This window comes from Pseudomonas sp. p21 (assembly GCF_001642705.1).
Lineage (GTDB): Bacteria > Pseudomonadota > Gammaproteobacteria > Pseudomonadales > Pseudomonadaceae > Aquipseudomonas.
Map to the genome: position 1 here is coordinate 176,224 of NZ_LWBV01000003.1, position 13,053 is coordinate 189,276.

Annotated in this window: 11 protein-coding genes; 8 read left to right on the forward strand and 3 right to left on the reverse strand. The window is 62.5% G+C overall.

Translation table 11 applies throughout. From position 1 onward, the window contains the following. Positions 1-109: 109 nt before the first annotated feature. On the reverse strand, positions 110-2,380 hold the full coding sequence (gene clpA / locus A4C63_RS10350) for an ATP-dependent Clp protease ATP-binding subunit ClpA (RefSeq protein WP_013973289.1): 2,271 nt from the start codon (positions 2,378-2,380) through the stop codon (positions 110-112). A gap of 30 nt (positions 2,381-2,410) precedes the next feature. Then, positions 2,411-2,773 carry an ATP-dependent Clp protease adapter ClpS gene (clpS, locus tag A4C63_RS10355; RefSeq protein ID WP_013973290.1) on the reverse strand — a complete coding sequence of 121 codons (363 nt, stop codon included), beginning with the start codon at positions 2,771-2,773 and terminating at the stop codon, positions 2,411-2,413. Between the two features lie 230 nt (positions 2,774-3,003). On the opposite strand from clpS, the gene cspD reads away from it, so the two are divergent. After that, entirely contained in the window at positions 3,004-3,258 is a 255-nt protein-coding gene (gene cspD, locus A4C63_RS10360) for a cold shock domain-containing protein CspD (protein ID WP_063912585.1), read from the forward strand. A gap of 73 nt (positions 3,259-3,331) precedes the next feature. On the opposite strand, the gene icd is transcribed toward cspD, so the two are convergent. Then, positions 3,332-4,588, reverse strand: a complete 1,257-nt coding sequence (gene icd, locus A4C63_RS10365) for an NADP-dependent isocitrate dehydrogenase (RefSeq protein ID WP_063912586.1) — start codon at positions 4,586-4,588, stop codon at positions 3,332-3,334. Positions 4,589-5,093: 505 nt separating this feature from the next. Here icd and A4C63_RS10370 point away from each other — a divergent pair. The 7 genes from A4C63_RS10370 (at position 5,094) to A4C63_RS10400 (ending at position 13,047) form a co-directional block, all read left to right on the forward strand. Beyond that, positions 5,094-7,319 carry an NADP-dependent isocitrate dehydrogenase gene (locus A4C63_RS10370; protein WP_063912587.1) on the forward strand — a complete coding sequence of 742 codons (2,226 nt, stop codon included), beginning with the start codon at positions 5,094-5,096 and terminating at the stop codon, positions 7,317-7,319. A gap of 191 nt (positions 7,320-7,510) precedes the next feature. Continuing rightward, the gene (locus A4C63_RS10375) at positions 7,511-7,951 is read left to right on the forward strand and encodes an NUDIX hydrolase (RefSeq protein ID WP_063912588.1); all 441 of its coding nucleotides are present in this window, start codon (positions 7,511-7,513) and stop codon (positions 7,949-7,951) included. 59 nt (positions 7,952-8,010) lie between these two features. Next, positions 8,011-9,135: a tRNA 2-thiouridine(34) synthase MnmA gene (gene mnmA / locus A4C63_RS10380; protein WP_063912589.1), complete on the forward strand. Its 1,125-nt coding sequence runs from the start codon at positions 8,011-8,013 to the stop codon at positions 9,133-9,135. Beyond that, on the forward strand, positions 9,132-9,758 hold the full coding sequence (gene hflD / locus A4C63_RS10385; RefSeq protein ID WP_015270973.1) for a high frequency lysogenization protein HflD: 627 nt from the start codon (positions 9,132-9,134) through the stop codon (positions 9,756-9,758). The genes mnmA and hflD overlap by 4 nt, the downstream gene beginning before the upstream one ends. A 249-nt stretch (positions 9,759-10,007) precedes the next feature. Continuing rightward, positions 10,008-11,378 carry an adenylosuccinate lyase gene (gene purB / locus A4C63_RS10390; RefSeq protein WP_063912590.1) on the forward strand — a complete coding sequence of 457 codons (1,371 nt, stop codon included), beginning with the start codon at positions 10,008-10,010 and terminating at the stop codon, positions 11,376-11,378. An 81-nt stretch (positions 11,379-11,459) separates the two neighbouring features. Further along, positions 11,460-12,626 carry a cupin domain-containing protein gene (locus A4C63_RS10395; RefSeq protein WP_063912591.1) on the forward strand — a complete coding sequence of 389 codons (1,167 nt, stop codon included), beginning with the start codon at positions 11,460-11,462 and terminating at the stop codon, positions 12,624-12,626. Beyond that, the gene (locus tag A4C63_RS10400; RefSeq protein ID WP_003258855.1) at positions 12,619-13,047 is read left to right on the forward strand and encodes a GNAT family N-acetyltransferase; all 429 of its coding nucleotides are present in this window, start codon (positions 12,619-12,621) and stop codon (positions 13,045-13,047) included. Before A4C63_RS10395 ends, A4C63_RS10400 begins: the two co-directional genes overlap by 8 nt. Positions 13,048-13,053 lie beyond the last annotated feature (6 nt).

The window sequence follows — 13,053 nt, forward strand, 5'->3', positions numbered from 1 at the left end:
GGCTGCTTTGCAGCACATTCGCAGCACAAGGCTGCTCCTACAAGGGCAACGCGCATTCCCTGTAGGAGCAGCCTTGTGCTGCGAATGGGCCGCAACGCGGCCCCCGCTGTCACGCAACCTCAGCCGTGGTCTCGAAGTCGAACACCAGCTCGCCATCGCGCAGGTCGACGTGCACCACGCCACCATGCTCGGCCAGCTCGCCAAACAAGATCTCCTCGGCCAGTGGCCGCTTGATCTTGTCCTGGATCAGCCGCGCCATCGGCCGTGCACCCATCTGCACGTCGTAGCCCGAGGCCGCCAGCCAGCCGCGTGCATCATCGCTGACTTCCAGCAGCACACGTTTGTCTTCCAGCTGCGCCTGCAGTTCGATAAGGAACTTGTCGACGATGCTCTTGATCGTCTCGTGGCTCAGGCGGCCGAACTGGATGATGGTATCCAGGCGGTTGCGGAACTCCGGCGTGAAGCTCTTGCGGATGACTTCCATCGCATCGGACGCATGGTCCTGATGGGTGAAGCCGATCGAGGCCCGCGCGGCGGTTTCTGCGCCAGCGTTGGTGGTCATGATCAGGATCACGTTACGGAAGTCGGCCTTGCGCCCGTTGTTGTCGGTCAGGGTGCCGTGGTCCATCACCTGCAGCAGCAGGTTGAAGACTTCCGGGTGAGCCTTCTCGATTTCGTCGAGCAGCAGTACGCAATGCGGTTGCTTGGTAATCGCCTCGGTCAGCAAACCACCCTGGTCGAAACCAACATAACCAGGAGGCGCACCGATCAGGCGCGACACGGTGTGGCGCTCCATGTACTCGGACATGTCGAAGCGCACCAGCTCCACACCCAGCGCCTTGGCCAGCTGCCGTGCCGCTTCGGTCTTGCCGACGCCGGTCGGGCCGGCAAACAGGAACGAACCGACCGGTTTGTCTGGCGACTTGAGGCCGGCACGGGACAGCTTGATGGCAGTGGCCAGCGAATCGATCGCCTGGTCCTGACCAAATACGGTCAGCTTCAGGTCACGCTCGAGGTTACGCAGCAGTTCCTTGTCGGAGCTGGTGACGTGCTTCGGCGGAATCCGCGCGATTTTGGCGACGATGTCTTCGACCTGCGGCACGTCGATGCGCTTGACGCGGTTGGCCTCCGGCTGCAGGCGCTGGTAGGCACCGGCTTCGTCAATCACGTCAATGGCCTTGTCCGGCATGTGCCGGTCGTTGATGTAGCGCGAGGCCAATTCAGCGGCGGCGCGCAAGGCTTCGTCGCTGTACTCGATGTTGTGGTGGCTTTCGAAGCGCCCTTTCAGGCCACGCAGGATGCCCACGGTATCTTCGACCGACGGCTCGCTGACATCGACCTTCTGGAAGCGCCGTGCCAGGGCACGGTCCTTCTCGAAGATGCCGCGGAACTCCTGGAAGGTGGTCGAGCCGATGCAACGGATTTCACCGGACGACAGCAGTGGCTTGAGCAGGTTGGACGCATCCATCACCCCGCCCGACGCCGCACCGGCACCGATGATGGTGTGGATTTCGTCGATGAACAGGATTGCCTGCGGGCGCTTGCGCAGCTCGCCCAGCAGCGCCTTGAAGCGCTTCTCGAAGTCACCACGGTATTTGGTACCGGCCAGCAGGGCGCCAAGGTCAAGGGAATACACCACGCTCTGCGCCAGCAGGTCGGGCACCTGGCCATCGACGATGCGTTTGGCCAGGCCTTCGGCGATGGCGGTCTTGCCCACGCCAGCCTCGCCCACCAGCAATGGGTTGTTCTTGCGCCGACGGGCAAGGATTTGCGCCACGCGCTCCACTTCCTGCTCGCGGCCTACCAGCGGGTCGATACGGCCGGCACGGGCCAGCTCGTTCAGGTTGCTGGCATAGGCATCCAGCGGGTTGCTCGAAGAGGCGGTATCGCCGCCCTCTTCGTCCTGCATTTCCTGGTCGCTTTCGGAATGCGAACCATGGCCCGGCACCTTGGAGATGCCATGGGCGATGTAGTTGACCACGTCGATGCGGGCCACGCTCTGCTGCTTGAGCAGGAACACGGCCTGGCTTTCCTGTTCGCTGAAGATCGCCACCAGCACATTGGCGCCGGTGACTTCACGCTTGCCGGAGCTTTGCACGTGGAACACGGCACGCTGCAGTACACGCTGGAAACCCAGGGTCGGCTGGGTTTCGCGATCTTCGTCGTTGACCGGGATCAGGGGTGTGGTGGAATCGATGAACTCTTGCAGGTCGTGCTTGAGTTTGTCGAGATTGGCGCCACAGGCGCGCAGAACGGTCGCGGCAGCCTCATTGTCAAGGAGTGCCAGCAGCAGATGTTCGACGGTCATGAACTCATGACGCTTCGAACGGGCCTCCTTGAAGGCAAGATTGAGGGTGACTTCGAGCTCGCGGTTTAACATAGCTTCACCTCATACCCAAGTGGTCGGCGATTAACCGTCCTTCTCGATTTCACAGAGTAGCGGATGCTGGCTTTCCCTGGCGTATTGGTTGACCTGCATAGCCTTTGTTTCGGCGATGTCACGGGTAAACAATCCGCACACTGCCCGCCCTTCGGTATGGACGGTCAGCATGATCTTGGTCGCCAGCTCGCGGTTCAGATTGAAGAACGTCTCGAGCACTTCGACGACGAAATCCATCGGCGTGTAGTCATCGTTGAACAAAACCACCTTGTACATCGGTGGTGCCTGCAGGATCGGCTTGGCTTCCTGAACTGCAAGACCTGAGCCGTCGTCCTCATTCGATTGCGGGCGATCCTGATTGAATGTTAGTCGAATCTCACTAGGTGCATGCATGGAAAGAATTTCATCATGAGCGACAGGTTAAGGTTGTGGGTTGACTGCGAAGGCAGCCACGGGCGCAGGCGCCGGGCGACCTTGACTATCGGCAAAACGGTGTTACAACCAATAAGAACCCACCGTGGTCGATAAAGATCCGCGCAGTCAACCAGATTTTTCGCATGGTTCGTATGCGGATGAAGTGGATGATACTCCAGTGATGGAGTCCTTTGCAGAGGGACATAGGGATGGCAAGCGGTAAAGTCAAGTGGTTCAACAATGCCAAGGGCTATGGATTCATCAATGAAGAGGGCAAGGACGAAGACTTGTTCGCTCATTATTCAGCCATCCAGATGGACGGGTACAAGACGCTCAAGGCCGGCCAGGCCGTGAGCTTCGAAATCGTCCAGGGCCCCAAAGGCCTGCACGCGGTGAATATCAGCAGCGCCACTGCCGCCACTGCCGCCAGCGCACAGCAAACCGGCAGCACTGCCGACGCCTGACTTGCCGCGCCGTCTGCCGGTATACGAAAAAACCGGCCGCTTCTTTACTGGAAGCGGCCGGTTTTCCATTGCCTTACATGTGCTTGATCATTTCATCGCCAAAGCCTGAACTGCTCACCAGCCTGGCGCCATCCATCAGGCGCTCGAAGTCATAGGTCACGGTCTTGGCGGCAATCGCGCCGTTGGTGCCCTTGATGATCAGGTCGGCCGCTTCGGTCCAGCCCATGTGCCGCAGCATCATCTCCGCCGACAGGATCACCGAGCCCGGGTTGACCTTGTCCTGCCCGGCATATTTGGGTGCGGTGCCGTGGGTGGCCTCGAACATGGCCACGGTGTCGGACAGGTTGGCACCCGGCGCGATGCCGATGCCGCCCACTTCCGCCGCCAGGGCATCGGACAGGTAGTCACCGTTGAGGTTGAGGGTGGCGATCACGTCGTACTCGGCCGGACGTAGCAGGATCTGCTGCAGCATGGCGTCGGCGATAGCGTCCTTGACGATGACCTCGCGGCCGCTCTTGGGGTTCTTGAACTTCATCCACGGGCCACCGTCGAGCAGCTCGGCACCGAACTCGTCACGCGCCACTTCATAGCCCCAATCCTTGAAGGCACCCTCGGTAAATTTCATGATGTTACCCTTGTGCACCAGGGTCAGCGACTCGCGGTCGTTGTCCACCACGTATTGCAGGGCCTTGCGTACCAGGCGCTTGGTGCCCTCGCGGGACACCGGCTTGACGCCAATGCCGCAGTCCTGGTCGAAGCGGATCTTGGTGACGCCCATTTCCTCCTTGAGGAACTTGATCACTTTGTTCGCCTCGGGCGAGCCGGCCTTCCACTCGATGCCGGCATAGATGTCCTCGGAGTTCTCGCGGAAAATCACCATGTCCACATCGCCAGGCTTTTTCACCGGGCTCGGCACGCCCTGGAACCACAGTACCGGGCGCAGGCACACGTACAGGTCGAGTTGCTGGCGCAAGGCCACGTTGAGCGAACGGATGCCACCGCCCACCGGGGTGGTCAGCGGCCCCTTGATCGACACCACGTAATCACGCACGGCATCGAGGGTTTCCTGGGGTAGCCAGGTGTCCTGGTCGTACACCTGGGTGGCTTTTTCGCCGGCGTACACCTCCATCCAGGCGATCTTGCGCTTGCCGCCGTAGGCCTTCTGCACGGCGGCGTCGACCACCTTGATCATTACCGGCGAGACATCGACGCCAATCCCGTCGCCTTCGATATAAGGAATGATCGGGTTGTCTGGAACGTTGAGCGAATGGTCGGCATTGACGGTGATCTTGGTGCCGTCAGTCGGAACCTTGATTTTCTGGTATCCCATGCTTGCACTACTCCGCTGTCGGGTGTGATTGGACATCATGCGATCCACTGAGCCTAAACCACATCTGCCGACGCGCAAGCATGGGAGTTTTGCATTGACTTCACCGGCCCTATCGCCGGCAAGCCAGCTCCTGCAAAAGCAGCTCACCCGCCCCCAGGCCTGCGACAACCCGCCACATTGCCGCTTAGTCTTTGGTCTTATAAATGGGCCGATATCACTTGGCCTTGCTGATTAGCCCGAATGGTTTGGTATACTGCGCCGCGACCGAAGGGTCATCGGGGCGATCCCTAGGAAAAATGCGGACCGCCCTTGGCCATGAATGGACACAAAGCCTGGCCACGAAGCCTGGGTTGTTACCGCAGCTCAGCACTTGACGCTCGACTGATGCATCCACCATCACCGCTCGCAGCCTCTCGACTTTCCGCTCATGGTGCTGCCAGGGCGATGCGCCTATCCTGCGCACCACGAGACTCGAGCACGCTCAGCACACAGAGAGTTAACCCGCATGCCCACCCGTTCCAAGATCATCTATACCTTCACCGACGAAGCCCCCGCACTCGCCACTTACTCGCTGCTGCCGATCATCGAAGCCTTCACCGCTTCGGCTGACATCGCCGTCGAAACCCGCGACATCTCCCTGGCTGGCCGCATCCTCGCCGCCTTCCCGGAGCAACTGGGCGCAGAGAAGCAAGTAGGCGATCACCTGGCGGAACTGGGCCAGCTGGCTACCACCCCTGAAGCCAACATCATCAAGCTGCCGAACATCAGCGCCTCGGTACCGCAGCTGAAAGCCGCGATCAAGGAACTGCAAGGCAAGGGCTTCAACATCCCTGACTACGCCGACGAGCCGGCCACCGCGCAAGAGAAAGAATCCCGCGCCCGCTACGACCGCATCAAGGGTTCCGCCGTGAACCCGGTGCTGCGCGAAGGCAACTCTGACCGCCGCGCGCCGCTGTCGGTCAAGAACTACGCCCGCAAGCACCCGCACAAGATGGGCGCCTGGGCTGCCGACTCCAAGTCGCACGTTGCCCACATGACCCAGGGCGACTTCTACGGCAGCGAGAAAGCCGCACTGATCGAAGCTGACGACAGCCTGCGCATCGAACTGGTCGGCAAAGACGGCAGCACCACCGTGCTGAAAGAAAAGACCGCAGTAAAAGCCGCCGAAGTCATCGACTGCGCCACCATGAGCCGCAAGGCCCTGAAAGCCTTCATCGCCGGGCAGATCGCCGATGCCAAGGCCTCCGGCGTGCTGCTGTCGGTGCACCTGAAAGCCACCATGATGAAGGTCTCCGACCCGATCATGTTCGGCGTCATCGTCGAAGAGTTCTACAACGACGTGCTGGCCAAGCACGCCGCCGCCCTGGCTGAAGTAGGCTTCAACGCCAACAACGGTATCGGCGACCTGTACGCCCGCATCAAGGACCTGCCAGCCGAGAAGCAGGCCGAGATCGAAGCCGACATCCAGGCCCTGTACGCCCAGCGCCCGGCCCTGGCCATGGTCAACTCCGACAAAGGCATCACCAACCTGCACGTGCCGAGCGACGTCATCGTCGACGCCTCGATGCCGGCCATGATCCGTGACTCGGGCAAGATGTGGAACGCCGCGGGCGAACTGCAAGATGCCAAGGCGATCATCCCGGACCGCTGCTACGCCGGCATCTACCAGGCCACCATCGAAGACTGCAAGGCCAACGGTGCCTTCGACCCGACCACCATGGGCAGCGTGCCGAACGTTGGCCTGATGGCACAGAAGGCCGAAGAATACGGCTCCCACGACAAGACCTTCCAGATCAAGGCCGACGGCGTCGTGCGCGTGGTCGACAGCAAAGGCAAGGTCGTTCTCGAGCAGAACGTCGAAGCCGGTGACATCTTCCGCATGTGCCAGGTCAAGGACGCGCCGATCCAGGACTGGGTCAAGCTGGCCGTCAACCGTGCCCGCCTGAGCAACACGCCGGCAGTGTTCTGGCTGGACCCGGCCCGCGCCCACGACGGCGTGATGATCGAGAAGGTGCAGAAGTACCTGAAGGATCACGACACCAGTGGCCTGGACATCCGCATCCTGGCACCGGTCGACGCCATCAAGTTCTCCCTGGCCCGCATCCGCGAAGGCAAGGACACCATCTCGGTGACCGGCAACGTGCTGCGTGACTACCTGACCGACCTGTTCCCGATCATGGAGCTGGGCACCAGCGCCAAGATGCTGTCGATCGTACCGCTGATGAGCGGCGGCGGCCTGTTCGAAACCGGCGCCGGCGGTTCGGCACCGAAGCACGTGCAGCAGCTGGTGGAAGAGAACTTCCTGCGTTGGGACTCGCTGGGTGAATTCCTGGCCCTGGCCGCCTCCCTGGAGCACCTGGGCAACACCTACGACAACCCGCGCGCCAAAGTGCTGGCCAACACCCTGGACCAGGCCACTGGCAAGTTCCTCGACACCAACAAGTCGCCGTCGCGCAAAGTCGGTGGTATCGACAACCGTGGCAGCCACTTCTACCTGACCCTGTACTGGGCCCAGGCCCTGGCTGCGCAAAACGACGACGCTGCCCTGCAGGCACGCTTCGCGCCACTGGCCAAGACCCTGACCGAGAACGAGGAGACCATCGTCGCCGAGCTCAACGCCGTCCAGGGCAAGCCGGCCGACATCGGTGGCTACTACGCCCCGGATGCCGAGCTGACCGCCAAGGTGATGCGCCCAAGCCAGACCCTGAACAGCGCCATTGCCGCCCTGTAAGGTTCGCTTGAAGTAACAGCACAAACCCCGGCCACGCACCGGGGTTTGTGCTTTCTGGATAAACGATTTCTGGCCGCCAGCGCGGACCCTGTGGGAGCGGGTTTACCCGCGAATGCGATGGCGAATCCACTGACGCATTCGCGGGCAAACCCGCTCCCACAAGGGCTGTGCAGGCCTCTAAGGAGCTGTTCATGACCTGGCAACCGCACATCACCGTCGCCACCATCGTCGAACACGAAGGCAAGTTCCTCTTCGTCGAAGAATTCAAGGCAGGCCAACACGTCTTCAACCAACCCGCCGGCCACCTCGAACCCAACGAGACCCTGCCCCAGGCCGCCCTGCGCGAAACCCTCGAAGAAACCGCCTGGGAAGTCCAACTCACCGGCGTGGTCGGCATCTACCTGTACACCGCCCCAAGCAACGGCGTGACCTACCAGCGCATCTGCTTCGCCGCCCGCCCTGTACGCCATCATGCCGACCTGGCGTTGGACAGCGATATTGTCCGCGCCGTGTGGCTGACCCGCGACGAACTGCTGGCCGACCCCGCCCGCTGGCGCAGCGAGCTGGTGCCACGCTGCCTCGACGACTACCTCAAAGGCCCCTTGCACAGCCTCGACCTGCTGCGCGACTGACGCGCCGCTACAGGTTTGATAGAATCGGCGTTTTTCCCCCTTGATACACACCGGTAACCATGACCAGCCCAGCACTCAAAGACCCCGCCAAGACCCGCGTCATCGTCGGCATGTCCGGCGGCGTGGACTCTTCCGTCTCCGCCCTTCTGCTCATGGAGCAGGGCTACCAGGTGGAAGGGCTGTTCATGAAGAACTGGGAAGAAGACGACGGCACCGAATACTGCACCGCCCGTGAAGACCTGGCCGACGCCCAGGCCGTGTGCGACCGCATCGGTATCAAGCTGCACACCGCCAACTTCGCCGCCGAATACTGGGACAACGTGTTCGAGCATTTCCTCGAAGAGTACAAGGCCGGCCGTACGCCCAACCCGGACATCCTCTGCAACCGCGAAATCAAGTTCAAGGCGTTCCTCGACTACGCCCTGTCACTGGGTGCCGACCTGATCGCCACCGGCCACTACGTACGCCGCCGCGACACCGGTGAACTCACCGAACTGCTCAAGGGTCTGGACCCGAACAAGGACCAGAGCTACTTCCTGCACGCCGTCGGCGGCAAGGAAATTGCCCGCACCCTGTTCCCGGTCGGCGAGCTGGAAAAGCCCGAAGTCCGCGCCATTGCCGAAAAGCACGGCCTGGCCACCGCCAAGAAGAAGGACTCCACCGGCATCTGCTTCATCGGCGAGCGCCGCTTCAGCGACTTCCTCAAGCAGTACCTGCCGGCACAGCCTGGCGACATCGAAACCACCGACGGTGAAGTGATCGGCCGCCACCACGGCCTGATGTACCACACCATCGGCCAGCGCCAGGGCCTGGGCATTGGCGGCCTGAAGGACGCCGGCGACGAGCCGTGGTACGTGCTGCACAAGGACCTGACCCGCAACGTGCTGGTGGTCGGCCAGGGCAACGAACACCCATGGTTGTTCTCCCGCGCCCTGCTGGCTTCGGAAATTTTCTGGGTCAACCCCGTCGACCTCAGCAGCCCGCGCCAGCTGACCGCCAAGGTACGCTACCGCCAGAGCGACCAACAGTGCACCCTGGCGCTGACCGAAAGCGGTTACCGCGCGGTCTTCGACGAGCCACAGCGCGCCGTTACCCCGGGCCAATCGGTGGTGTTCTACGACGGCGAAGTGTGCCTGGGTGGCGGCGTGATCGAAGCCGCCGAGCCCTGGAGCCCGCGCGCATGAGCAACCTGCAGGAGCAGCTGATTGCATTGGGCGGGGTGTTCCAGGCCGCGGTATTGGTCGACCGCATCGCCCGCACCGGCCAGGCCAGCGAGGCCAACATCGGCTGCATGCTGGGTAGCCTGCTGGTTCGTGACCCCAAGGACACCCTGGAGGTGTTTGGCGGTGACGACCTGAACCTGCGCGACGGCTACCGCGCGCTGGTCGGCGCGCTGGAGCGCGACCCCAGCAGCCTGCAGCGCGAGCCGCTGCGCTACGCCCTTTCGATGCTGGGTCTGGAGCGCCAGCTGAACAAGCGCGGCGACCTGCTCGACACCATCGGCAATCGCCTGCCGCAAATCCAGTCCCAGGCCGAGCATTTCGGCCTGGTTCACGAAAACGTCATCGCTTCCAGTGGAGCCTTGTACCAGGACACCCTGAGCACCTTGCGCCAGCGCATCCAGGTGCATGGCGACATGCGCTTCCTGCAGCAGGCCAGCAACGCCTCGAAGATCCGCGCCCTGCTGTTGGCCGGCATCCGCGCCGCGCGCCTGTGGCGGCAGCTGGGCGGGCACCGCTGGCAGCTGGTGTTCAGCCGGCGCAAGCTGCTGAACGAACTGTACGACATGATGCGTTCGCCTTCCTGAAAAAGCGACGCCGAACCCAATGTAGGAGCAGCCTTGTGCTGCGAATGGGCTGCGCAGCAGCCCCTGGATTTGGGCTCTTGCACAGATTGCCAGGGCTGCTGCGCAGCCCATTCGCAGCACAAGGCTGCTCCTACACAGAGCCTGTGACATATTTTTATAGGCCCGACCTTTGGTCAGCCACCCGACCTGAGCGCATTTTTCATGTATGATATGCGCCCTTCCAAAAGCCTGACTGTCCGAGAACACCCCATGCAGCTCTCTTCGCTCACTGCGGTTTCCCCTGTAGACGGCCGTTATGCCGGCAAAACCCAGGCCTTGCGCCCTATTTTCAGCGAATTCGGCCTGATCCGTTTCCGCGCCCTGGTCGAAGTGCGCTGGCTGCAGCGCCTGGCCGCCCACCCGCAGATCGGCGAAGTGCCGGCATTCTCCGCCGAAGCCAACGCCCTGCTGGACAGCCTGGCCACCGACTTCAAGCTCGAGCACGCCGAACGCGTCAAGGAAATCGAGCGCACCACCAACCACGACGTCAAGGCGATCGAATACCTCCTGAAGGAGCAGGCTGCCAAGCTGCCTGAGCTGGCCAAGGTCAGCGAGTTCATCCACTTCGCCTGCACCAGCGAGGACATCAACAACCTGTCCCACGCCCTGATGCTGCGCGCCGGCCGTGACGAAGTGCTGCTGCCGCTGATGCGCCAGATCGCCGATGCCATCCGCGCCCTGGCCCACGCCCACGCCGACGTGCCGATGCTGTCGCGCACCCACGGCCAGCCGGCTTCGCCGACTACCCTGGGTAAAGAGTTGGCCAACGTCGTGTACCGCCTGGAGCGCCAGATCGCCCAGGTTGCCGCCGTGCCGCTGCTGGGCAAGATCAACGGCGCCGTGGGCAACTACAACGCCCACCTGTCGGCCTACTCGCAGATCGACTGGGAGCAGAACGCCCGCGCCTTCATCGAAGACGAGCTGGGCCTGCAGTTCAACCCCTACACCACCCAGATCGAGCCGCACGACTACATCGCCGAGCTGTTCGACGCCATCGCCCGCTTCAACACCATCCTGATCGACTTTGATCGCGATGTATGGGGCTACATCTCGCTGGGCTACTTCAAGCAGAAGACCGTTGCCGGCGAAATCGGTTCGTCGACCATGCCGCACAAGGTCAACCCGATCGACTTCGAAAACTCCGAAGGCAACCTGGGTATCGCCAACGCGCTGTTCCAGCACCTGGCCAGCAAGCTGCCGATCTCGCGCTGGCAGCGTGACCTGACCGACTCCACCGTGCTGCGCAACCTGGGCGTGGGCTTTGCCCACAGCGTCATCGCCTACGAAGCCAGCCTGAAAGGCATCGGCAAGCTGGAAGTCAACGAAGCCCGCATCGCCGCCGACCTGGACGCCTGCTGGGAAGTGCTGGCCGAGCCGATCCAGACCGTGATGCGCCGCTTCAACATCGAAAACCCCTACGAGAAGCTCAAAGAGCTGACCCGTGGCAAGGGCATTACTCCGGAAGCGCTGCTGACCTTCATCGACGGCCTGGACATGCCAGCCGACGCCAAGGCCGAGCTCAAGCAGCTGACCCCTGCTACCTACATCGGCAACGCGGCAGCACAGGCCAAACGCATCTAAGCTGACCGTCGCGTTCAACGCCCGGCCTGGCCGGGCGTTTTTATTCCCGGACGAAAATTACATTTTTTCAATAGGTTGAACATGAATCCTGATACTCCACTGCAGCTGCTCGGCGGCATCTCGGCCCGCGAATTCATGCGCGACTACTGGCAGAAGAAGCCGCTGCTGGTGCGCCAGGCCTTCCCGGACTTCATCAGCCCGATCGACCCCGACGAGCTGGCCGGCCTGGCTCTGGAAGAGGAAGTAGAGTCGCGTATCGTGCTCGAGCACGGCGCGCACCCGTGGGAGCTTCGTCGCGGCCCGTTCACCGAAGAGACCTTCGCCGAGTTGCCGGAAAAGGACTGGACCCTGCTGGTGCAGGCCGTCGACCAGTTCGTCCCGGAAGTGGCCGAACTGCTGGAAAACTTCCGTTTCCTGCCTAGCTGGCGCATCGATGACGTGATGATCAGCTTCGCCGCCCCCGGTGGCAGCGTTGGCCCGCACTTCGACAACTACGACGTGTTCCTGCTGCAGGGCCACGGCCAGCGCAACTGGAAAATCGGCCAGATGTGCAGTAGCGACAGCTCGCTGCTGGAGCACGCCGACCTGCGCATCCTCGCCGAATTCGAGCAGAGCGATGAGTGGACCCTGGAGCCGGGCGACATGCTCTACCTGCCACCGCGCCTGGCCCACTACGGCGTGGCCGTGGACGACTGCCTGACCTACTCGGTCGGCTTCCGCGCGCCAAGCGCCGCCGAAGTGCTGACCCACTTCACCGATTTCCTCGGCCAGTTCCTGCCCGACGAAGAACGCTACAGCGACGCCGACGCCCAGCCGGTCAGCGACCCGCACCAGATCCAGCACGACGCCCTCGACCGCCTGAAGGCGCTGCTCGACAAGCACATGGGCGACAAGGACCTGCTGCTGACCTGGTTCGGCCAGTTCATGACCGAGCCGCGCTACCCCGAGCAGATCGTCGGTGAGGAGCTGTCCGAGGAAGAGCTGATCGACGCCCTGGAACAGGGCGCCATCCTGATCCGCAACCCGAGCGCGCGCCTGGCCTGGTCGGAATTCGAAGAAGACCTGCTGCTGTTCGCCAGCGGCCGCAGCTGCCCGCTGCCGGGCAAACTGCGCGAGCTGCTGAAGCTGGTTTGCGCGGCCGACGCCCTGCACATCGATAACCTGGGCGAATGGCTGCAGGATGAAGATGGCCTTATGCTGGTACAGCAGCTGGTCAAACAAGGAAGCCTGGGATTCGCCAATGAATAAGATTCGTGTGCGCCTTGCCGACTGGCACAAGGACAACGCCGACATCCGCCGCATCCGCGAAGCGGTGTTCATTGCCGAACAGCACGTGCCGCCGGAGCTGGAGTGGGACTCGGACGACCCGACCGCCGCGCACTTCCTGGCCCTGGAAGGCGACTACCCGATCGGCACCGCCCGCCTGCTGCCTGACGGCACCATCGGCCGGGTCTCGGTGCTGAAGGACTGGCGCGGGCTTAAGGTGGGTGACGCGCTGATGAACGCGGTGATTGTCGAAGCACAGAACCGCGACCTGAAGCAGCAGATGCTCAGCGCCCAGGTGCACGCCACGCCGTTCTACGAGCGGCTGGGCTTTCGCGTAGTCAGCGAGGAGTTCCTCGAAGCCGGCATCCCGCACGTGGACATGGTGCGCGACTCGCGCGCCTGATCCCTG

Coding starts and splice junctions, on each gene's coding strand:
- A4C63_RS10400 (WP_003258855.1), top strand. CDS start 12,619: ATGAATAAGATTCGTGTGCGCCTTGCCGACTGGCACAAGGACAACGCC.
- A4C63_RS10395 (WP_063912591.1), top strand. CDS start 11,460: ATGAATCCTGATACTCCACTGCAGCTGCTCGGCGGCATCTCGGCCCGC.
- purB (WP_063912590.1), top strand. CDS start 10,008: ATGCAGCTCTCTTCGCTCACTGCGGTTTCCCCTGTAGACGGCCGTTAT.
- mnmA (WP_063912589.1), top strand. CDS start 8,011: ATGACCAGCCCAGCACTCAAAGACCCCGCCAAGACCCGCGTCATCGTC.
- A4C63_RS10370 (WP_063912587.1), top strand. CDS start 5,094: ATGCCCACCCGTTCCAAGATCATCTATACCTTCACCGACGAAGCCCCC.
- cspD (WP_063912585.1), top strand. CDS start 3,004: ATGGCAAGCGGTAAAGTCAAGTGGTTCAACAATGCCAAGGGCTATGGA.
- clpA (WP_013973289.1), bottom strand. CDS start 2,380: ATGTTAAACCGCGAGCTCGAAGTCACCCTCAATCTTGCCTTCAAGGAG.
- clpS (WP_013973290.1), bottom strand. CDS start 2,773: ATGCATGCACCTAGTGAGATTCGACTAACATTCAATCAGGATCGCCCG.
- A4C63_RS10375 (WP_063912588.1), top strand. CDS start 7,511: ATGACCTGGCAACCGCACATCACCGTCGCCACCATCGTCGAACACGAA.
- hflD (WP_015270973.1), top strand. CDS start 9,132: ATGAGCAACCTGCAGGAGCAGCTGATTGCATTGGGCGGGGTGTTCCAG.
- icd (WP_063912586.1), bottom strand. CDS start 4,588: ATGGGATACCAGAAAATCAAGGTTCCGACTGACGGCACCAAGATCACC.